This is a genomic window from Paraburkholderia kururiensis (assembly GCF_034424375.1).
In the GTDB taxonomy this organism is placed as follows: Bacteria; Pseudomonadota; Gammaproteobacteria; order Burkholderiales; family Burkholderiaceae; genus Paraburkholderia; species Paraburkholderia kururiensis_A.
Genome location: NZ_CP139965.1, coordinates 4,627,850 through 4,649,144 on the forward strand (window position 1 = coordinate 4,627,850; position 21,295 = coordinate 4,649,144).

A 21,295-nucleotide genomic window follows, 5' to 3' on the forward strand; every position below is an offset into this window, starting at 1 on the left:
GGAGCCCGCGCCGTGTGCGCGGCGCGGCCCCTCTCCAGCTATTCTCCAAATCGCGCCCGGCTCAAGCCGGAATCGGGAAATTGAGACCCGGTGCGAGCCGAGTAGCCTTGAACTCCGCGATGTCATACGTCGCCAGATTTTGCTGGGCGAACGGGTCCGTGGCCAGAATGGCGTCCAGTTTCTCCCGCTCGATACGCACCGCCAGGATGATGCCGCCCTTGCGCGGCACAGTCGGTCCCGCCGCGATGAACACGCCCGCTTCAAAGTGCTTCGCGAGAAACGCCCGATGGGCTTCGAGCGCGTCGTCGATGCGGTCGAGCGGTGCCGTGTAAGTGAGCGAGATGACGTACATGAGGGCCTCGTCTTTGTGTGTGGAGTCGTCGTGAAGCGCGTGGGTGCGCGTGAGGGCTCATTATCGCAGCCGTGTTCGGTGCCTGCCTTCGGGTGAGACAGGCGCGGCTGTTCGTCTCCAGACCTTCCTTACACTTTCTCTCAAGTTGACTCTTCGCGATGCCGTTATACCTGCGGCAATCGTTTGCGTCTGCGTTTGCGCGTCGTTCGCGCTCTCGGGCGGGCGCCTCACGCAAGAAACCCACAAGAAGAGACCAACGCTATGAGCAGGATGAGTCTGAACCGCAAGCTGTGGCTGTCGCTCGCATTCGTCTGGCTGGGGTTGCTGGGCGTCGGGCTGTGGAGTGCGGTGGAAACGCGCGGAACGATGCTGGCCGAGCGCAAAGCCGGCATGGCGAATCTGGTGGACGCCGCTCAAGGCGTCGTGAACGGCTACTACACGCTCGCCCAGGCGGGCAAGATGAGCGAGGCAGACGCCCAGCGTGAGGCGCTCGCGCGACTCTCCACCATGCGCTACGGCGACGCCGGCTACGTGTTCGTGATGGATTCGAAGCCCGTCGTGCTCATGCATCCGACGCTGCCGCAGATGGTCGGCAAAGCGGCGGGCGACTTCAAGGACCCGGACGGCAAGCTGGTCTACGTCTCGATCGTGGATGCGGCGAAAGCGACGGGTCGCGGCTTCACCGAGTACCGCGGGCGCCTGCCGCACAGCGAAACCGCGTTGCCGAAAATCGGCTACGTCGTGCATTTCGCGCCGTGGGACTGGAACATTTCGACCGCGGTGTTCGTCCGCGACATCGACACCACCTATTACGAGACGCTGCTCACGCATCTCGGCGCGATTGTGGTGATCGGCGTGGCGATCTCCTTCGCCATGCTGGTGGTGATCCGCAGTGTCCGAAAGAGCCTGGGCGGAGAGCCCGAAGACGCGCTGCGTCTCGCGAAGCACATCGCGCGCGGCGACCTCTCGCAATCGGTCCACGTTCGCAACGGCGACTCCAGCAGCATGATGGCCGCGATGCGCGACATGCAGGACCGGCTGCAACGCACTATCGGTGAAATCCGGCACTCCGCGGAATCCATTGCCGCCGCGACGAAACAGATCGCGGCCGGCAACGGCGACCTTTCGCAGCGCACCGAGCAGCAGGCCGCCTCGCTGCAGGAAACCGCCGCGAGCATGGAGCAGCTCACGGCCACGGTGAAGCAGAACGCCGACAACGCGCGCCAGGCGAGCGGACTCGCGAACAACGCATCCGAAATCGCGACGAAGGGCCACGACGTGGTGAACCGCGTGATCGGCACGATGGGTGAGATCAACGACAGCTCGCGCCAGATCGCGGACATCATCGGCGTGATCGAAGGCATCGCGTTCCAGACCAACATCCTCGCGCTGAATGCGGCCGTGGAAGCGGCGCGTGCGGGCGAGCAGGGCCGCGGCTTTGCTGTCGTGGCCGGTGAAGTGCGCAGCCTCGCGCAGCGATCGGCGACCGCGGCGAAAGAGATCAAGCAGTTGATCGATGCCTCGGTGGAGCGCGTGAACAACGGGTCGTCGCTCGTCGAACAGGCGGGCGCGACGATGGGCGAGATTCTCCAGGCCGTGCGTCGCGTGACGGACATCATGGGTGAGATCGCGGCCGCCTCCGAGGAGCAGAGCAGCGGCATCGGCCAGGTGGGCCGCGCGGTGACGCAGATGGACGAGGTCACGCAGCAAAATGCCGCGCTGGTGGAAGAGGCGACGGCGGCGGCGGCATCGTTGCAGGATCAGGCGGCAAAGCTGCGCGAGGCCGTGAGTGCGTTCCGTGTGGACGGCGCGGCGGCGAGTGGTCGGGCATCGGCTGCGGATGGTGCGTCGACGCGAGATGGCGCCAAAGCCGTGAACGCAAAGGCAGCCGCGCCCGCTCGCGCGGCGTTGCCCGCGCCGAAGCGCGCGGAGGCTGGCGGTTCTGCTTCGGCGGGCAAGGCCGCGGTGGCTTCTTCCGCTGCTTCTATTGCCCCGAACGCTTCGACCGTTGCGACCGCCGACGTGGCATCCGGTCGCCGCGAGCATGGGCAGCCCGCAAAGGCGCGGAAGGCCGCCTCGGCAGGTGCCGCGGCATCCGCGGCCGTCACGACGCCGCCGCTTGCCGACACGGCTGCCGTCGCGCCAGCCGCCACCGCAGCCGTCACTCCACGCGCTACGCCGCGGTCCGCGGCCGTCCCCGCAGACGACGACTGGACGACGTTCTAACCGAAACCCCCGAAGCTTCACCCGCCCGTCGCGCCGCGGCATCTCGCGCGACGGTGCAGGAGCATCTCGCGCCTTGCCTCGGCAACACAGCGCCGCACCGCGCCCCGCATACCAGTATTCGATTCCGTTATTTCTCAATGGCTCCGGCATATGAGACCATTTATGTCGCCGCCGGTATGGCATCAGGCCTGCCGGCGCGACAGAACCCGGAATCACGTCAGTCGAACTATCCCATGCAGCGCAGAAATCTCCTCAAGCTCTTTTCCGCCGCCGTCGCGGCAACCGCGTTCACAGCGAGCTTCGGTGCTCGCGCCGACGAGAACGTCATCAAGGTCGGCACCATCAGCGGCCCCGACGCGCAGATCTGGTCCGTCGTCCATAAAGTCGCGAAGCGCGAAGGCCTCAACGTCAAGGTCATCGAGTTCAACGACTACGTGCAGCCGAACGCGGCGCTCGACGCAGGCGACCTCGATGCCAACAGCTTCCAGCACCAGCCGTATCTCGACAGCCAGATCAAGCAGCGCGGCTACAAGATCGTGAGCGCAGGGCTGACTTACATCTCGCCGCTCGGCGTCTACTCGAAGAAGCTCAAGTCGCTGAAGGACCTCCCGCAAGGCGCGAAGGTCGCGGTGCCCAACGACCCGTCCAACGAGAACCGCGCGCTGCTGTTGTTGCAGGCACAAGGCGTGATCAAGCTGCGCGCCGGCGCAGGCGCGAGCGGCAGCAACGCGACGCCGCTCGACATCGCTGAAAATCCGAAGAAGGTGAAGCTGGTCGAACTGGACGCAGCGCAACTGCCGCGCTCGCTCGCCGACGTCGACGCCGCCGCGATCAACACGAACTACGCCCTTGCTGCGGGACTGCAGCCGACGAAAGACGCCATCGCGCTCGAAGACGTGCACAGCCCGTACGCCAACCTGATCGCCGTGCGCACGCAGGACAAGGACAAGCCGTGGGTGAAGAAGCTCGTGGCTGCGTATCAGTCGGAAGACGTGCGCCAGTTCATCAAGACGCAGTTCAAGGGCTCCGTCGTGCCCTCGTTCTAAAGCGGCGCAGCCAGCTTTTATGATCGACAACGCCACGCTTTGCCGTGGCGTTTTGTTTTGCCGTGCCGTTTCGCTGCTTCGTCGCTTTGGTGCGGATATGCGAGCGCCTCGCCATCCTCACGCGCCCCTTGCATACCGCTTCGGCCCGACACTGCTAGCATGTCGCGCGACGCAGCCCGAAGCGATGTGCGCGAGGCGATACGCCCCAAGCGCCGCACCTTTCGAACGTGACCGCATCCCGACCGACATGGACGACCGCATGCCCTCCGTTTCCCGCCCCGCCGCGCCCACACGGCCGTCCGTATTCGAGATCTTCGCGATCTTCCTTCGGCTCGGGCTCACGTGTTTCGGTGGACCGATCGCGCATCTCGGCTTCTTTCGCGAGGAATTCGTGCGCCGCCGTGCGTGGCTCACGGACGCTGCGTTCGCCGACATCGTTGCGCTCTGCCAGTTCATGCCGGGACCGTCGAGCAGCCAGGTGGGCATCGCGCTCGGGCTGCGCCAGGGCGGCATCGCAGGCGCGATCGCCGCGTGGACTGGCTTCACGCTGCCGTCCGCGGCGCTGCTCTGCGCGTTCGGGCTTCTCGTCGGCCGACACGGTGCGACGGCGCAAGCCGGCTGGCTGCACGGGCTGAGCCTCGTCGCCGTCGCCGTGGTGGCGCAGGCGCTGTGGGGCATGCTGCGCACGCTCGCGCCCGACCGTCCGCGCGTGGCGATTGCCGTCGTATCCACGGCCATCATGCTGGCGTTCGCAACGCCGCTCGCGCAACTCGCGGTGCTCGTACTGGGCGCGCTGGCGGGCTGGCTGCTGCGTGGCCGTTTGCCGGCGATGGGCGGCCACAGCGAAGCGATCGGCGCCGGTGGGCGCGTGCACGCCGTGCTGATGATCGGACTCTTCGTCCTGCTGCTGCTCGGGCTGCCTGCGCTCGCCACCGTCTCCGGCAACTATCCGCTGCATCTGTTTGCGAGCTTTTTCCGCGTCGGCTCGCTGGTGTTCGGCGGCGGTCACGTCGTGTTGCCGTTGCTCGAACAGGTGGTGGTGCCGCCGCATTGGGTCACGCCGGAAGCGTTCATTGCCGGCTACGGCGCTGCGCAGGCCGTGCCCGGTCCGCTCTTCACGTTCGCGGCGTTTCTCGGTGCGGTATCGAACCAGCAGCCTGCGGGCGTGGTGGGCGCCACCATTGCGGTGGTCGCCATTTTTCTGCCGTCGTTTCTGCTTGTGATCGGCGTGATGCCTTTGTGGGAGCGGTTGCGGGCCCTCGCTGCGTGCCGCTACGCGCTGATGGGCGTGAACGCCGCCGTGGTGGGACTCCTCGCCGCGGCGTTCTATTCGCCGCTCTGCGTGAATGCGCTGCGCGGGCCGGCGGACATCGCATTCGCACTCGTGGCGCTTGCGCTACTGATGGCGGCCCGCTTGCCACCCTGGCTCGTGGTCGCGATCTCCGCGCTCGCGGGGTATCTGTTCTTTTGAATCGAGTCCAGGCGCGTACCGATTGCGCCTGGTTCGTGCTCAATTCGCGCACCTCACGACAGCGTGAGTTCCCACCGTTCGATGGTGAGCGGATGCCCGAAGCGGTGTGCCTCCTTGCTGCCCGCGCAGTGAAAGCCCATGCGCGCCGCGAGCCGTCGCGCGTCTTCCATCACCGTGGCGAGCGAGAGCGAGAGCACACCGTAGCTCGCGTTCTTTGCGAAACGCACGCATTCCTCCAGGAGCTGCGCGCCGATGCCAAGGCGCTGCATGTCGGGCTCCATGTAAAACATGCGCACGCGCGCGGTGTCCTGCGAGCGCGCGGCAACGAGCGCGGAGCCCACCGTCATGCCGTCTTGTTCGGCGATCCAGCATGCCTCGCGCTGCGCGTCGTGCGACTCGGCGAACCCGGCCACGGTGCGGGCGAGCAGCGCCTCGAAGCGTGCATCCCAGCCATGCGCAGCCGCCATGAGTTGCGCCTGACGATGCACGAGCCAGCTCGCCTCACCCGTCGTCGGCGCGCGCAGTTTCACGAGACCCCGCTGCGGCCGGTCGTCGAGCAGCCGTTCGATCAGCTTCATCGCGCCGATCAACTGCTGCTGCGACGCCTGCGGCAGGCGCGTCAGCACCGCGCGCACTTCGGCCACGGCCGCCTTCTCGAGCGGTTCGTACTCGGCGCGGCCCTGCTCCGTGAGCGAGAGCAGCGACTGACGCGCATCGAATTCGGACGGCCGGCGCGTCAGCAGATTGCGCCGCTCGAAACTCGTGAGGATGCGGCTCAGGTAACCGGTATCGAGCCCCAGATTGCGGGCGAGCGCCGCCGCCGTGTTCGCGCGGCCGCGCGACAGCTCGTTGAGAACGCGCACCTCCGTCAGCGAAAAGGCGCTCTTTTGCAGATGCTCGTGGAGTGCGCCGATGTGGCGCGTATAAAAACGATTGAAGTGGCGGACGGCCTCCGCGCGCCTCAACGTATCAGATTCAGTCAACTCCTCCTCCCCGTGTTTTTCGTCTTTGCCTGTGATGCACAACTATAGGGTTCGCCTCTCGATATGGGAACGGGCCGCGTGCGCAGCATGCAAGGTTTTGAGTGGTGAAGTGGTATTAAAGCGGTATGCCGAAAACGCGATACCAAGGCGTCGCCAGGGTAAATCCCGATGCCGCCGAACTGCCGGTTCCCGCCGGTGAAAATCGCAGAAAGGCCCGTCAAATAAGGCTCGATTGAAGATCGGCACGCCGGGATCCAGTTCGTTGACTGGTATTATTGTGGTTATATAATGGGCTCAGCCTGAAAGACCCTCCCAACCGTTCTCCCCGCCCGAGCCCTCATGGAAACCCGCTGGTCCGCGTTGCTGCCCGATGCGCGCAACGTCACACCGTTGTACCTGCAACTGGCGCGCAATCTGGCGACGGCGATCCAGTGCGGCGTCTGGTCCGCAGGCGAGGCGCTGCCTTCCGAACGTACGCTCTGCGATGCCATCGGCGTGTCGCGCATCACTGCACGCAAGGCGATTGCGTTGCTCGTGGAGCAAGGTCTGATTCGCCGTGCGCGCGGTGCCGGCAGTTTCATCACGCCGCGTGTGGAAGATCCGCTTTCGCGCCTCACGGGCTTCACGAAGAAGATGCAGCAGCGCGGCTTCACGCCCGATTCCATATGGCTCGAGCGCGACGTTCGTGCCGCCACGCGCGACGAGATCGTGCACCTCGGCTTGTCGCCGGGTGCGTCGGTGGCGAACCTGCGGCGCCTGCGCCGCGCGGACGGCATCGTAATGGCCGTCGAGCATTCGGCGTTGCCGGTCTCGATCGTGCCCGACCCGCACGCGATCGGCGTGTCGCTCTACAGCCACCTCGAGGAACGCGGCGTGCCCGTGGTCCGCGCGCTGCAGCACTTTCGCGCGGTGAACGCCACGAGCGAGATTGCCGCGCTGATGGAGATCGAGCCGCGCTCGGCGCTGCTCGTCATCAAGCGCGTCGGCTTTAGCGCGGACCAGCGGGCAATCGAACTCACGGACACGTATTGCCGCGACGGTTACTACGATTTCGTGGCGGAGCTGCTGCAGTAGCGGGAACACGAACAGCGCCACGCGAATCAGTCATGAACGTATCGCACGTATCACTCAGGAATCACCCGAAGCATCACCAGGAACACACATGCTGACCGGAAACATACTGACCCCCGACGGCTGGATTCACGGCACGCTCGAAACCGCAAATGGCCGCATCACGTCGCTTGCCGGCGAGCGCGTCGACCCGGCGACCAACGACGCCCCCTACATCCTGCCCGGCTTCATCGACCTGCACGTGCACGGCGGCGGCGCCGACGTGATGGAAGCCGGCAACGCCATCGAAACCATTGCGCGCACCCACGCCAAATACGGCACGACGAGCCTGCTCGCCACCACGATGACAGCCCCGCGCGAGGAACTGATGAACGTCGTGGCCGGGCTCGGCAGCGTGGCGCGCAGCCGCACGCCGGGCGGCGCGCGCGTGCTCGGCGTGCACCTGGAAGGGCCGTACATCAACCCGGGCAAGCTCGGCGCGCAGCCGGACGCCGCGGTATCTGCCGTGCTCGACGAAGTGCTCAGGTACCTCTCCATCGCGCCTATCCGCGTGGTGACGGTGGCGCCCGAAATCGCGGGCCACATCGAGATCATTTCGGAGATGGCGGCGCGCGGCGTGCGCGTGCAACTCGGTCACTCGCTCGCCACCTACGACGACGCCGTGACCGCGCTCAAGCACGGCGCGCGCGGCTTCACGCACCTCTTCAACGCGATGTCGCCGATGCATCACCGCAATCCCGGCCTCGTGGGCGCAGCGCTTGCGCACGCCGAATACGCGGAGATCATTCCCGACCTGCTGCACGTGCACCCTGGCGCGATCCGCGCGGCGTTGCGCGCCATCCCGCGCCTCTACGTGGTGACGGACAGCACCTCGGCCACCGGCATGCCCGACGGCGAGTACCGGCTCGGCAGCCAGCACGTCACCAAGTGCCTCGGCGGCGTGCGTCTTGCCGACGGCACGCTCGCCGGCAGCACGCTCACCATGGACGTCGCGCTGCGCAATCTCGTTTCGCTCGGCCTGCCGATCGAGGACGTTTCGAACCGCATGTCGCGCTACGCCGCCGACTACCTCGGCATCGAAGATCGCGGCCGCCTTGCGCGCGGCGCGTGGGCCGACATCGTCGTATTCGACCGCGCGTTGGCGCTGACGGCGACCTACGTCGAAGGAGAAGCGATTGTCGAATATGCTTAAAGAGGCGCTCGCGTCGGCAGACGCGGTGGCCGCGCAACTCGCCGACACCTCGCGCATCGAGGCCCTGGCGGCGAGGCTCGAAGGCAAGCCGCGCCACGTGGCACTCACCGTGGCGCGCGGCAGCTCGGACCACGCGGCGAGCTACTTCGCGAGCCTCACGATGAGCCGCATCGGTGTGCCGGTGGCGTCGCTGCCCATGTCGATCGCCACGCTTCAGCAAGCGCCGCTGCGCGTGCGCGACGCCTTCGCGCTGGCGTTCTCGCAGTCGGGCAAGAGCCCCGATCTGGTGGGCACGATGACGGCGCTGCGCGCCGCGGGCGCGTTGACCGTGGCGGCTGTGAACGTGTCCGGTTCGCCGCTGGCCGAGGCTTGCGAATACGACTTGCCGCTGCTCGCGGGGCCCGAGCTGAGCGTGGCCGCGACGAAGAGCTATATCGCGATGCTTTCGCTTTCGGCCCAGCTCGTCGCGCACTGGCAGCGCGACGCAGCGCTCGTGGCCGCGCTGCGCTCGCTGCCCGACGTGCTTTCGCGCGCGGGCACGCTGGACTGGTCGAAGGCGGTGGACGAACTGCGCGACGTCTCGCAGATGATCGTGATCGGTCGCGGTACGGGCCTTGCCATCGCGCAGGAAGCGGCGCTCAAGCTCAAGGAGACGTCGGGCATTCAGGCCGAGGCATTTTCGAGCGCCGAAGTACGGCACGGTCCGATGGAGATCATCGACCGCGACTATCCGCTGCTCGTGTTCGCGCCGCGCGGCCCCGAGCAGGCCGGGCTCGTGCAGCTCGCACGCGACATGCGTTCGCGCGGCGCGCGCGTGCTGCTTGCGGCGCCCGCCGATGCGGCCGACATCGCCGACGTGACCCTGCCGCTCGAACCGGCCGCGGATGCCGCACTGGACCCGATCCCCGCCATTCTTTCCTTCTATGTGATGGCCGCCGGCCTCGCCGCCGCGCGCGGGCGCAATCCCGATACGCCGCGCCATCTGCATAAAGTCACCGAAACACATTAAGCGAGAGTCCTGATGGAACGTGTCGTGGAGTCGCATCTGATGAATCCTGCTCAAGGTCAGTTTGTTCTTCTGGCGCCGCTGACCGGCCCGGTCGTGGCGCTGGCCGATGTTCCCGACCCCGTGTTCGCCGAAGGCATGTTCGGCGACGGCATCGGCATCGATCCGCTCGACGGGCGGCTCGTCGCGCCGTGCGACGGCGTCGTGGCGCACCTCGCGCGCACCGGACACGCGCTCACCATTCGCACCACGCAGGGCGCAGAAGTGTTGCTGCACATCGGCATCGACACGGTCGCGCTGAATGGCGAGGGCTTTACGCCGAAGGTTGCGGAAGGCGCGAGCGTGCGCGCGGGCGACGTGCTCATCGAGTTCGATCAGGACTTCATCGCCCGCATGGCGCCGAGTCTCGTTTCCGTGGTGGCCATCGCGAATTCGGATGCGTTCGAAGTGGTAGACCGCGCGCGGCCAGGCGCGGCGAAGGCCGGCGTGAGCGCGCTGGTCGTGCTGCGTGCGCGGGGAGCGGGCGAGTCCGCATCGGCGAGTGCGGCGAGCGCGGTGACTCAGGCACAAACTGAATCGCACACCGAAGCATCTGCTTCCGCCGGCGAGGCGCGCCGCACTGTGACGCTCGCCCACGCGGGCGGCCTGCACGCGCGGCCTGCGGCTCGCGTGCGCGAAGCGGTGCGCGGTCTGGATGCGCGCGTGGAAGTGCACTTCGGCGCGCGCAAGGCACCGATCGAAAGTGTGGTCGGCTTGTTGGCGCTCGGTGCAGGTGAGGGCGCCACGGTCGAACTCGTCGCGACAGGCCGAGATGCGGCGAAGGCCGTGGAGGCCGCGGCCAACGAGCTGCTGCGCGAGGCGCACGGCGAAGTCGAAGAGACGCGTGCGCGCGATACGTCGCCCGCGCCGCGTGAACTGCCGCACGAAGCCGCGTCGGCATTGCCGGCCAACACGCTTGCCGGCGTGTGCGCGTCGCCGGGTGTCGCGCTCGGCAAGCTCGTGCGCTGGGACAACGTCGAGGTGGAACCCGTCGAGCAGGCGGCCGGCACGCCCGCCGCCGAAAGCCGGTTGCTGGACAAGGCGCTCGCCGCCGTCGATGCCGAACTCGACACCACCGTGCGCGCAGCCTCGCAGCGCGGCGCGGTGGGCGAAGCGGGTATCTTCGCAGTGCATCGCGTGCTGCTGGAAGATCCCACGCTGCTCGACGCCGCGCGCGATCTCATCAGCCTCGGCAAGAGCGCGGGCTTCGCGTGGCGCGCAGCCATTCGCGCGCAGATCGCCGTGCTGGCCGACGTGAAGGACTCGTTGCTCGCCGAGCGTGCCGCCGATCTGCGCGACATCGAAAAGCGCGTGCTGCGCGCGCTGGGCGGCTCCAGCGCCGCGAGCCGAGCGTTGCCTGACGAGGCCGTGCTCGCCGCCGACGAGTTCACGCCGTCGGACCTCTCGTCGCTCGACCGCAGCCGCGTCTCGGCGCTCGTGATGGCTGGCGGCGGCGCAACTTCGCACGCGGCCATCATCGCGCGGCAGACCGGTATTCCGGCGCTCGTCGCCGTGGGCAGTGCGCTGCATGCGATCGCCGAAGGCACGCAGGTCGTCGTGGACGCAAGCGCGGGGCGCCTCGAATATGCGCCGGGCGAACAGGAGATCGAACGTGCGCGGCGCGAGCGCGACCGGCTGGACGAACTGCGCGAAACGAACCGGCGCATGTCGGGTGAGGCGGCAGCCACACGTGACGGCCGCGCAATCGAAGTGGCCGCGAACATCGCCACGCTCGACGACGCGAAAATCGCTGTCGAAAACGGTGCCCACGCGGTGGGCCTGCTGCGTACGGAACTGCTCTTCATTCATCGTCCGGCGGCGCCTACGGTGGACGAGCATCGGCAAAGCTATCAGGCCATTACGGACGCGCTCGCGGGCCGCACCGCGATCATCCGGACGCTCGACGTGGGCGCCGACAAGGAAGTGGATTACCTGACGCTGCCGCCCGAACCGAACCCGGCGCTCGGCCTGCGCGGCATTCGCCTCGCCCAGGTGCGCCCGGACCTGCTCGATGATCAACTGCGCGGCCTGCTCGCCGTGCAGCCCGTGGGCGCGGTGCGCATCCTGCTGCCCATGGTGACGGACGCAGGCGAACTGGTGCGGCTGCGCGCGCGTATCGACGAACTTGCGCGCGAGCAGGGCCGCACGGATCGCATCGAAGTGGGCGTGATGATCGAGGTGCCCTCGGCGGCGCTGCTGGCCGATCAACTGGCGCGCCACGCGGACTTCCTCTCGATCGGCACCAACGATCTCACGCAATACACGCTCGCCATGGACCGTTGCCGGCCCGATCTCGCGGCACAGGCCGACGGGTTGCATCCGGCGGTGCTGCGTCTCATCGGCATCGCGGTTCAGGGCGCCGAAAAGCACGGCAAGTGGGTGGGCGTGTGCGGCGCGCTGGCGGGCGACCCGCTCGCCGTGCCGCTCCTCGTGGGCCTCGGCGTCACCGAGCTTTCGGTCGACCCGGTCAGTGTGCCGGCCATCAAGGCACGCGTGCGCAGTCTCGATTACCCGCTGTGCCGTCAGCGCGCCCAGGATGCGCTGGCGCTCGAATCGGCACAGGCCGTACGGGCAATGAGCCGCGAAGCCTGGCCGCTGGACTGAACTTGCCGCTTTCGTGGCGCGGAGTTCTCGGCACGGATTCGCATCAAGCAACACACGACGTAACGCATCAAGCAGCGCATTCAATCCACATCAATTCCATGCGGGACAGGGACCAGGAGGTGACTCAATGGATGGCAATCCGTTTCTGAAAGTGCAGCGGCTCGGGCGAGCGCTGATGCTGCCCATCGCAGTGCTGCCGGTAGCCGGCATTCTGCTGCGGCTCGGCCAGCCCGATGTCTTAAACATCAAGATGATCGCGGACGCAGGCGGCGCGATTTTCGACAACCTGCCGCTGCTCTTCGCCATCGGCGTGGCGGTCGGCTTTGCGAAGGACAACAACGGTGTCGCGGCGCTTGCGGGTGCGATCGGCTATCTCGTCGAGATCGCCGTGATGAAGGACATCAACGACAAGCTCAACATGGGTGTGCTGTCGGGCATCATCGCGGGCCTCGTGGCGGGGCTGCTCTACAACCGCTACAAGGACATCAAGCTGCCCGACTACCTCGCGTTCTTCGGCGGCAAACGGTTCGTGCCGATCATCACGGGGCTCGTGTGTATGGGTCTCGGCATCGTGTTCGGCTACGCGTGGCAACCGGTGCAGGCGGCCATCGATCTGGCAGGCCACTGGCTCACCACGGCGGGCGCCGTCGGCACGTTCGTGTTCGGCGTGCTCAACCGGCTGCTGCTCGTCACGGGCCTGCATCACATCCTCAATTCGCTCGCGTGGTTCGTGTTCGGCACGTTCACGCCGCCCGGCGGCGGCGCGGCCGTCACGGGCGACCTGCACCGCTTCTTTGCCGGCGACCCGAGTGCGGGCGGCTTCATGTCGGGCTTCTTCCCGATCATGATGTTCGGCCTGCCGGCGGCGTGCCTTGCGATGCTGCACGAAGCGCCGAAGGAGCGCCGCGCGGCGGTGGGCGGCCTGCTGTTTTCGATGGCGCTCACGTCGTTCCTCACGGGCGTGACCGAGCCCATCGAGTTCAGCTTCATGTTCCTCGCGCCCGTGCTGTACGCGATTCATGCCGTGCTGACAGGGCTCTCGCTTGCGATCTGCTCGCTGCTCGGCATCAAGCTGGGGTTCACGTTTTCGGCGGGCGCCATCGACTACGTGCTGAACTACGGGCTCTCCACGAAGGGTTGGGAAGCGATTCCGCTGGGTCTCGTGTACGGCGCGGTCTACTACGGTCTGTTCCGCTTCTTCATCCGCAAGTTCAACATGGCCACGCCGGGCCGCGAGCCGGCTGCGGAACAGGCGCAGGTGGATTCGTTCGTGACGGGCGGTTTCGTTGCACCCACGGCGGGCGCGGCGGTGTCGCGCGCGTCGCGTTATATCGCGGCGCTGGGTGGCGCCGCTAACCTGAAGGTGGTGGATGCCTGCACGACGCGTCTGCGTCTTTCCGTGGCGGACCCGGCGAAGGTGTCCGAGTCCGACCTGAAGACGATCGGCGCGCGCGGCGTGCTCAAACGTGGCGGCGACAGCGTGCAGGTGATCATCGGTCCGGAGGCGGACATCATCGCGGACGAAATGCGCGCGGAGATGGCGGGGGCAGGTGCGGGCAGCGCAGCAGGTGGCTCCGCAGTCGGACAGAACGCGGTTGCGGCCAATGCGTCGGCTACGGCGTCGTCAGATGCCGAAGCGGGGCCGCTCGATCCGGATCCTGTGCGCTGGCTCGCGGTGTTCGGCGGTGCGACCAATGTCGTTTCCCTCGAAGCCGTTGCGACGACGCGTCTGCGTGTGGTCGTGCGCGATCCTTCGGCGGTCGATCGCCAGCGGCTCGCAGCGCTCGACGTGGCTTGGGTCTCCGCCGACACCTTCCACATCGTCGCGGGCTTCGCGGCTCAACGCTACGCGCAGTTGTTGTCGACGCGGCTCTTGCCGCCAAGCGGTGGAGCGGCGGCACAGCCTGCGTGATGTTGTCGACGTGATGCGAGGCAGCGCTAAGCCTATGCGCCGGTCAATGCACCGGTGACACGCCGGTGATACGCAACGCACTCGCATCGCGACCCACCAAAAGCAAACAGCACCCGAGGGTGCTGTTTGTCTATGTGAAGCGAAGGTGCGCTTACTTGCCGCTCGCGGCGCGGCGCTCCTTCTGTTGCGTGTCGTAGAGCACGCCGCCCGCCGCCGCGAACAGCACGATCATGATCGTGCCGATCAGCCACGAGAAGTACCACGCGCCGTAAGCACCCACCACGACGCCAATCACGATGGCGATCACGACGAGCACGGCGAGGATCAGAAAGTGGAACAGGGTTTTCATCGCGAATTCCTCAATATGCGTGCGGATCGGTTTCGACCTGGTCCGCCTTGACCTTGCCGCGCATCACGTGGAACGCCCAGCTCGTATAGCCCAGCACGATGGGCACGAACACCACGGTCCAGCCCGTCATCCAGGTGAGTGTCGTTTGGCTCGATACCGAGTTCCAGACGGTGAGGCTTTGGTTAGGCATGCTGGACGACGGCATCAGGAACGGGAAGAGTGCTGTGCCGGCCGTGCCGATCACGCCGATCCATGCGATCGCGCCGAGCCACCACGCGAGCGTCGAACGACCCGCGCGCAGCGAGAGCAGGCCGAGAATCATGCCCACATAGCCGAGCGCCGGCACGATCCACAGAATCGGGTAGCTGTGGAAGTTGCCGAGCCAGGCACCTGCGGCCAGTTCGACGACCTGCTGCTGCAACGGCGTTTGCGCAAGCGCCGGGCTGACCGAATGCACGAGACGGTAGCCCTGCATCTGCGAGACCCACACGCCGCACACCGAGAACACCACGACCGCGAGAATCACCGCGACCGTCGCCACGCTCTTCGCGCGTTGCGCGACCGCGCCTTCGGAGCGGCCCACGAGCATGGCCGCGCCCATGTACAACGCGAGCGACAGCGAGAGCACACCGCAGAGCACCGCGAACGGATTGAAGAGCGTAATGAAGCTGCCCGTGTAGTACGAGGTGAGGTCCCAGTTGAAGTGGAACGGCACGCCCACGAACATGTTGCCCACGCCCGCGCCGTACACGATCATCGGCACGACACCGCTTGCCACGAGGGCCCAGTCCCACGCGCTGCGCCAGGTGGGCGAGTCGATCTTGCTGCGGTACTCGAAGCCGATGGGACGCATGATCATGGTCCACAGCAACAGCAGCATCACGATGTAGAGGCCGGAGAACGCAGTGGCGTAGATGAGCGGGAATGCCGCGAAGATCGCGCCACCGCCCAGGATGAACCACACCTGGTTGCCGTCCCAGTGCGGTGCGATCGTGTTGATCGCGACGCGCCGTTCAATGTCGGTGCGGCCGACGACGCGCAGTTGCGCGCCCACGCCCATGTCCATGCCGACCATCGTCGCAAGCCCGATGAGCAGCACGCCGAGCAGCAGCCACCAGAGCACTTTGAGGATTAGATAGAGTTCCATGGTCTTGTTCCTTGCGGATCACCGCGCGGTGTCGTTGGCGAATGCCGGAGTGAGGACGGTGGGCGTGGCGCCCGGTTCGGCATGGTCTTCGTCCGGACCCTTGCGGATGAACTTCGCCATCAGGTAGACCTCGACGGCGATGAAGATCGAGTAGAGCAGCACGAAGCCGATCAGCGAGAACGTCATGTAGCCCACGCTATGGCTGGATGCGGACATCCAGGTGGGCAGCAGGCCGAACACCGTCCACGGCTGACGACCGATTTCCGCCGTGAGCCAGCCCATTTCGCAGGCGAGGAACGGCACCGGAATCATCCACGGCGCGATCTTCAGGAACCACTGTTGACGGCCCACGTCCCCACGCAGCGATAGGATCACGGCGATCACGAAGTAAGCGAGCATCAGGAGGCCCAGCGCCACCATCAGGCGGAACACCCAGAACATCCAGAACACGTTCGGCACGACCGATTCCGAAGCCTTGGCGATGTCGGCGTCCGTGGCGTTGGCGGTGTCTTGACCTGCGGCGTAGCGCTTCACGAGGAAGCCGTAGCCGAGGTCCGCCTTGTGCGCGTTGAATTGCGCGAGCGCGGTCGGGTCGGCCGGATTGCTGCTCAGCACCTTCAGCGCGTTGACGGCGGGAATGCCGTTCTTGATGCGCTTCGCGGCGTCGGCGACGATCTGGTCCACACCCGGAACCGGCGTGTCCATGGTGTGCGTCATGAGCGGCGTGAGCACATACGGCACCTGCAATGCCCACGTGTTCTTGCGTGCCTCGTTATCAGGCCATGCAGCGATGTTGAACGGCGCCGGCGCCGGTTCGGTTTGCCACATCGCTTCCATCGAAGCGAGCTTGGAAGGTTGCGCCTGCGCGGCCACGAAGCCGAGCGCGTCGCCCAGCGTCAGCACCCCCGCAACCGACAGCACGCCGAAGATGCTCGCCATCTGGAACGAGCGCTTCGCGAGTTCCACGTGACGCTTGCGTGCGAGGTAATACGCGCTCACCGCGGTCACGAAGATCGCCGCGGTCACGTAGCCGGCCACGCTGGTGTGGACGAACTTCGTTTGCGCGTCGTTGCTGAAGATCAGGGCGCCGAAGTTGGTGAGCTCCATGCGCATCGTGACGGGATTGAAGGTGGCGCCCACCGGGTTCTGCATGAAGCCGTTGGCCACCAGAATCCACAGCGCGGAGAAGTTCGAACCGAACGCCACAAGGTACGTGACGATCAGGTGCTTGCCTTTGGAAAGCTGCTTCCAGCCAAACACCATGAGGCCGATGAAGGTCGACTCCATGAAGAACGCCATCAGGCCTTCAATGGCGAGCGGCGCACCGAAGATGTCGCCGACGAAGCCCGAGTAGAACGACCAGTTCGTGCCGAACTCGAACTCCATCGTGAGACCCGTCGCGACGCCGAGCGCGAAGTTGATGAGAAACAGCTTTCCCCAGAATTCCGTCATCTGCCGGTAGATGGGTTTGCCGGTGATCACGTAGACGGTTTCCATGGCCGCCAGCATGAACGACATCCCCAACGTCAGCGGGACGAACAGAAAGTGGTAAAGCGCGGTGGCGGCGAACTGGATTCGCGATAGCTCAACCACGGTATCGTTGATCATTTGACACTCCAGTCAAGGCGATTTGAAGCGGTTGCGGGGTGGGCTGCTATGTGCGGGCGCCTCGACGTGAAGCGCTGTCGCGTGTGGCTGCTGTTGCGTGTGGCATAAGGTCGCGAACATGCAGTGCCTACCCTCTGGTCTTGTTTCTATGACGAGCAGAATCATCTTTGTGCGACTTCCCGCCGGCCGTGCGTGTGGCCGGATTGCCCCGCTGCGCCTGCCGTAGCAGGCGGTGGTGCGATCCGATGCCATGTCCTCCTCGGCAATTTCCCTAAGGCCGGTGTGGACATATCGATGATAAGAAGTTCGTGATGCCCGGTTTTTGTCGCAGGTCAAAACAGCCGTCTCATGCGAGCCGCATGTCAGACGTCTTGCGCGGCGGCCTGAAGGCCGTCGTTGCGCAGGAGCGTGGAGAAGCCGCCGTCGCGCGCGAGCAGCGTTTGCGCAGCGCCCTGTTCGACGATGCGCCCTTCGTCCAGCACGATCACTTCGTCCACCAGCCCCGAGAGCGCTGACAGCCGGTGCGTGATGAGCAGCACCGTGCGCCCTTCCATGAGCTGCATGATGGAGCGCAGCAAGTCGGCTTCGGTGGCCGTGTCGAGGCCTTCCGTGGGTTCGTCGAGAATCAGGATGGGCGCGTCGCGCAGCAGGCCGCGCGCGACCGCGAGGCGGCGCGCCTGGCCGCCCGACAGGCGCGTGCCCGCTTCGCCGATCTCGGTGTCGAGCCCCTGCGGCAAGCTCCGGATGAAGTCGTGCAACTGCGCGGCGCGGCAGGCGGCTTCGAGCGCGGCTTCATCGGCGTCGGGGCGAGCGAGCAGCAGGTTTTCGCGGATCGTCGCGTTGAAGAGATAGGTGTCCTGCGCCACCACCGCGATGCGCGCACGCAGGTCGGTGGCCGCGGCCTCGCGCAGTTCGACGCCGCCCAGCGTGATGCTGCCTTGCTGGTAGTCCCAGAAGCGCAACAGCAGGTTCGCGATGCTGCTCTTGCCCGCACCGCTTCCGCCCACGATGGCGAGGCGCCGTCCCGCGGGCAGGTCAAATGAGAGGTCGTGCAGCGCGGCGCGGTCCGCGTCGGGATAGCGCATGCCGACGTGCGTGAATCGCAGGTCGTTGGCCGCCGTGAGCGGCGTGGCGCTCGCCGGATCGCGCACGGCGGGCTGCGCGTCGGCAAGCGCGAAGATGCGCCGCGCGGCGGCGAGGCTCTCGCCCAGCATCTGCATGGCGAGCGGCAGCGGCACCACGGCCTCGAAGCTCGCGAGCACGAAGAGCGCGAGCATCGCGAGGTCGGCGGGCGGCAGCGTGCCGGCGCTCACGCGCGGAATGGCGATCAGGAGCGCACCCCACATCGCAAGCGACGCCGCTGCGGACAGGGCCGCCTGCGCGATGGCCTTGATGTCGTTGAGCTTGACCTGCGTATCGAGCAGGGCGCCGGAGAGGTGCTCGATACGTTGTGCGTGGCCTTCCGCCGCACCGTACACGCGTAGCTCGGCGAGCCCCTGGAGGTCGTCGACGATGGCGTCCTGCAACTGGGCGCGCTGCGCGATGCCGGTGGCCGCCGGGCCGCTCGCACGCCGATAGACGAGCGCGGGCAGCACGACGCCCGCAAGTGCGAGAAAGACGAGCGTGACGAATGCCACAGCCACGTCGAATGCCGCCATCGTCGCGACGATCAGCAGGGCGCCGAGTGCGCCGGTCGCCATCGGCAGGATCACGCGCAGGTAGACGTGGTTCAGGCTTTCGATGTCGGCGTGGATGCGCGTGAGCAGGTCGGCGCCTCGCGTGTGCTGGAGACACGCCGGCGCGAGCGGTTCGATGCGTTCGTAGAACCAGACGCGCAGCTTTGCGAGCAGGCGGAAGGTGGCTTCGTGTGTGACGAGCCGCTCGATGTAGCGGCCGCCCGTGCGCACGATGGCGCAGGCGCGAATGAGTGCTGCCGGCGTGAAGTAGTCGAAGACGACGTGGTTGATTCCGGCGAGCGCCATCGAGGCGATGAACCAGCCCGAGATCGCCATGAGCGCGACGTTGCCGACCAGCGTGACGAACGACACGGCGATGCCGGCCGCCATCCATTTCCAGTACGGACGAAAGAGCGTGACGAGGCGTATGAGATCGGCGCGGGCGGTGACCGTGTCGGTTGCGTCGCGGCGGTTGGCGAGGTGCATGCGCGCAGCCATCGTGTGCGGTGTTTTCGTCGTCATGCCTTCACCTCGCTGCACGAGGCGGCTTCGTCCGCGCCTGAGCCGATCAGCTGGCGATACAGGCCGTGCTCCGCGAGCAACGCCTCGTGCGTTCCGCTTTGCGCGACCTTGCCGCCGTCCAGCACCACGATGTGGTCGGCCAGTCGCGCCGTGGCGGGCCGGTGCGCCACGAGCAGCACCGTGCGGCCACGCGCGAGCCGGCGCAGGGCTTCGTGGATGTGTGTCTGCGTCGCGGAGTCGAGGTGGGCCGTGGGCTCGTCGAGCAGCAGCACGGGGGCATCTTTCAGGAAGGCGCGCGCGAGTGCGAGGCGTTGGATCTGGCCGCCGGAAAGGCCGGCGCCGCGTTCGCCGAGCGGCGTGTCGTAGCCGTTCGGGAGCGCCATGATGAAGTCGTCGGCGCCCGCCTGTTGCGCGGCCGCGCGTACGGCGTCGAAGGATGCAGCCGGATTCGCGATCTGGATGTTGTCGCGCACGCTGCCGAGGAACACGTGCGCGCGTTGCGGCACCCACGCCACCTGTTCGAGCCAGCTTGCCGGGTCGACCTCCGCGAGCGGCTGTCCGTTGACGCGAATGCTGCCTTGCTGGTTCGCGACGAAGCCGAGCAGCAGGTTCAGCACTGTGCTCTTGCCTGCCCCGCTCGGGCCGACCAGCGCGGTAATACGTCCGGATTCGAGTGCGAAGCTCACGCGGTCGAGCGCCGGCTGGTTCGCGTCATAGGCGAACGAGACCGCATCGAACGCGATGCCGTATTCCTTCGCTGCGGCGAGCGGCACGCGCGCGGCGTGGGCGTCCGGTTGCGGCGTATCGAGAATGGCCGCGATGTGCTCGACGGCGCCGATCGCCTCCATGCGAGCGTGATAGTGCGTGCCGAGCGTGCGCAGCGGCAGGTAGAACTCGGGCGCGAGCAGCAGCACGAGGAACGCCGGCTGGAAATGCACCTTGCCGTAGAGCAGGTTGAAACCGATCAGCACGGCCACCATCGCGATGCTCACCGTCGAGAGAAACTCCAGCACGACCGCGGAGAGGAACGCGATGCGCAGCACCTGCATCGTGCTCTGCCGATACGTTTCCGAGAGGCGTGCCACCACTTGCGCCTCGCGCCGGCTCGCGTTGAAGAGCTTGAGCGTGGTGAGACCCTGCAGCGTGTCGAGAAACCGCGCGGCGAGGCGCGTCAGCTGATGCCATTGGCGCTGGTTCATTTCCACCGAACGCTTGCCCACCAGGATCATGAACACGGGGATGAGCGGCGCGGTGAGCGTGAGGACGAGGCCGGACACCCAATCGATGGGAAACACGACCACGAGGATCGCGATGGGCAGCATCGAAGTGAGCGCGCGATTCGGCAGCCAGCGGGCGTAGTAGCCCTCAAGCACGTCGATGCCGGTTACGGCGCGGCTCGCCAGCGCGCCGGTTGCCTCGCCCTTGAGCCACGCCGGACCCAGCGCGTGAATCTTGCGCACGAGTTCGGCGCGCAGTTCGCCGCGCACCTTGGCCGCCGCGCGGAAGGCGATGCGCTCCGAAGCCAGCGTGAGCGCGAAGCGGGCGGCGAACACGGGCAACATGGCGGCGAGCGCGAGCCACACGTCGCCGAGCGCCCCGCCTTGCACGATGACGGCGTTGACCGTCCATGCAAGCAGCGCTGACGACACGATCACGAGCAGACCGGCGGCAAGGCCGGCGGCCACGGCGAGACGAAGGCCGCCGCGCGCGGAGCCGGTGCGGCGCGCGAGCCAGGCGTCGAGAGTCTTGTTCAGGTGCGGTGAGGCGGGCGTCATAGGGAAGCGCGAAGGGCGCGCCGGGCGGCGCAGCGTCTGCGGCCCGGCATGCGGTGGGTGATGGGGCTTTTTTTAACCCGAACCGCGTTCTGAAGCGTGATTTAGGTCAAGCGACCTTCAGTTCGCGCTTGCAAGGCGTCGGCGCGGAGGCGGACGCAGATTCTATCGTCGCCGGATCGCCATTTCCGGCTTGTGATGATTTGTCGCAGAAGAGCGGAGACCCGGCACGAAGGCGCAAAAAAGCCCGCTGCCTGTTCGGGCAGCGGGCTTCTGGAAACTATGGCGGAAGGGCGACAGCCGTGGATAACCGCGGCCG

Annotated in this window: 15 protein-coding genes; 8 read left to right on the top strand and 7 right to left on the bottom strand. The window is 66.7% G+C overall.

Going from position 1 to position 21,295, the window contains the following annotated elements:
- Nucleotides 1-61: 61 nt before the first annotated feature.
- Nucleotides 62-352: a YciI family protein gene (locus tag U0042_RS20830; protein ID WP_114809343.1), complete on the bottom strand. Its 291-nt coding sequence runs from the start codon at nucleotides 350-352 to the stop codon at nucleotides 62-64.
- A gap of 261 nt (nucleotides 353-613) precedes the next feature.
- On the opposite strand from U0042_RS20830, the gene U0042_RS20835 reads away from it, so the two are divergent.
- From U0042_RS20835 to chrA, 3 genes are all read left to right on the top strand, one after another.
- Complete coding sequence (locus tag U0042_RS20835; RefSeq protein ID WP_114809342.1) at nucleotides 614-2,578, top strand: methyl-accepting chemotaxis protein; 1,965 nt, start codon at nucleotides 614-616, stop codon at nucleotides 2,576-2,578.
- 233 nt (nucleotides 2,579-2,811) lie between these two features.
- Nucleotides 2,812-3,624, top strand: a complete 813-nt coding sequence (locus tag U0042_RS20840; protein ID WP_114809341.1) for a MetQ/NlpA family ABC transporter substrate-binding protein — start codon at nucleotides 2,812-2,814, stop codon at nucleotides 3,622-3,624.
- Nucleotides 3,625-3,883: 259 nt separating this feature from the next.
- The gene (gene chrA, locus U0042_RS20845) at nucleotides 3,884-5,095 is read left to right on the top strand and encodes a chromate efflux transporter (protein ID WP_198665218.1); all 1,212 of its coding nucleotides are present in this window, start codon (nucleotides 3,884-3,886) and stop codon (nucleotides 5,093-5,095) included.
- A gap of 53 nt (nucleotides 5,096-5,148) precedes the next feature.
- Here chrA and U0042_RS20850 read toward each other — a convergent pair whose 3' ends face one another.
- Nucleotides 5,149-6,078: a bifunctional helix-turn-helix transcriptional regulator/GNAT family N-acetyltransferase gene (locus U0042_RS20850; protein ID WP_114809339.1), complete on the bottom strand. Its 930-nt coding sequence runs from the start codon at nucleotides 6,076-6,078 to the stop codon at nucleotides 5,149-5,151.
- A 339-nt stretch (nucleotides 6,079-6,417) separates the two neighbouring features.
- On the opposite strand from U0042_RS20850, the gene U0042_RS20855 reads away from it, so the two are divergent.
- The 5 genes from U0042_RS20855 to nagE all read left to right on the top strand — a co-directional run bounded on the left by U0042_RS20855 (nucleotide 6,418) and on the right by nagE (nucleotide 13,902).
- Nucleotides 6,418-7,152, top strand: a complete 735-nt coding sequence (locus U0042_RS20855) for a GntR family transcriptional regulator (RefSeq protein WP_114809338.1) — start codon at nucleotides 6,418-6,420, stop codon at nucleotides 7,150-7,152.
- An 88-nt stretch (nucleotides 7,153-7,240) separates the two neighbouring features.
- Nucleotides 7,241-8,341, top strand: coding sequence for an N-acetylglucosamine-6-phosphate deacetylase (gene nagA, locus U0042_RS20860; RefSeq protein WP_114809337.1), 1,101 nt, complete (start codon nucleotides 7,241-7,243; stop codon nucleotides 8,339-8,341).
- Nucleotides 8,334-9,350, top strand: a complete 1,017-nt coding sequence (locus tag U0042_RS20865) for an SIS domain-containing protein (RefSeq protein ID WP_114809336.1) — start codon at nucleotides 8,334-8,336, stop codon at nucleotides 9,348-9,350. The genes nagA and U0042_RS20865 overlap by 8 nt, the downstream gene beginning before the upstream one ends.
- Nucleotides 9,351-9,362: 12 nt before the next feature.
- A complete protein-coding gene (gene ptsP, locus U0042_RS20870; protein WP_114809335.1) occupies nucleotides 9,363-11,990 on the top strand; it encodes a phosphoenolpyruvate--protein phosphotransferase in 2,628 nt (875 codons plus the stop codon).
- Between the two features lie 127 nt (nucleotides 11,991-12,117).
- Nucleotides 12,118-13,902 (top strand): N-acetylglucosamine-specific PTS transporter subunit IIBC, encoded by a 1,785-nt coding sequence (gene nagE / locus U0042_RS20875; protein ID WP_114809334.1) that lies wholly within the window; start codon nucleotides 12,118-12,120, stop codon nucleotides 13,900-13,902.
- Nucleotides 13,903-14,053: 151 nt separating this feature from the next.
- Here the strand turns inward: nagE and U0042_RS20880 are convergent, their stop codons facing one another.
- The 5 genes from U0042_RS20880 to cydD form a co-directional block, all read right to left on the bottom strand.
- On the bottom strand, nucleotides 14,054-14,251 hold the full coding sequence (locus U0042_RS20880; RefSeq protein ID WP_114809333.1) for a hypothetical protein: 198 nt from the start codon (nucleotides 14,249-14,251) through the stop codon (nucleotides 14,054-14,056).
- Nucleotides 14,252-14,261: 10 nt separating this feature from the next.
- The gene (gene cydB / locus U0042_RS20885; protein WP_114809332.1) at nucleotides 14,262-15,398 is read right to left on the bottom strand and encodes a cytochrome d ubiquinol oxidase subunit II; all 1,137 of its coding nucleotides are present in this window, start codon (nucleotides 15,396-15,398) and stop codon (nucleotides 14,262-14,264) included.
- An 18-nt stretch (nucleotides 15,399-15,416) separates the two neighbouring features.
- The gene (locus tag U0042_RS20890) at nucleotides 15,417-17,006 is read right to left on the bottom strand and encodes a cytochrome ubiquinol oxidase subunit I (protein ID WP_114809331.1); all 1,590 of its coding nucleotides are present in this window, start codon (nucleotides 17,004-17,006) and stop codon (nucleotides 15,417-15,419) included.
- Between the two features lie 362 nt (nucleotides 17,007-17,368).
- Nucleotides 17,369-19,204: a thiol reductant ABC exporter subunit CydC gene (gene cydC / locus U0042_RS20895; protein ID WP_232833228.1), complete on the bottom strand. Its 1,836-nt coding sequence runs from the start codon at nucleotides 19,202-19,204 to the stop codon at nucleotides 17,369-17,371.
- Entirely contained in the window at nucleotides 19,201-20,979 is a 1,779-nt protein-coding gene (gene cydD, locus U0042_RS20900; RefSeq protein ID WP_114809330.1) for a thiol reductant ABC exporter subunit CydD, read from the bottom strand. Before cydD ends, cydC begins: the two co-directional genes overlap by 4 nt.
- Between the last annotated feature and the right edge of the window lie 316 nt (nucleotides 20,980-21,295).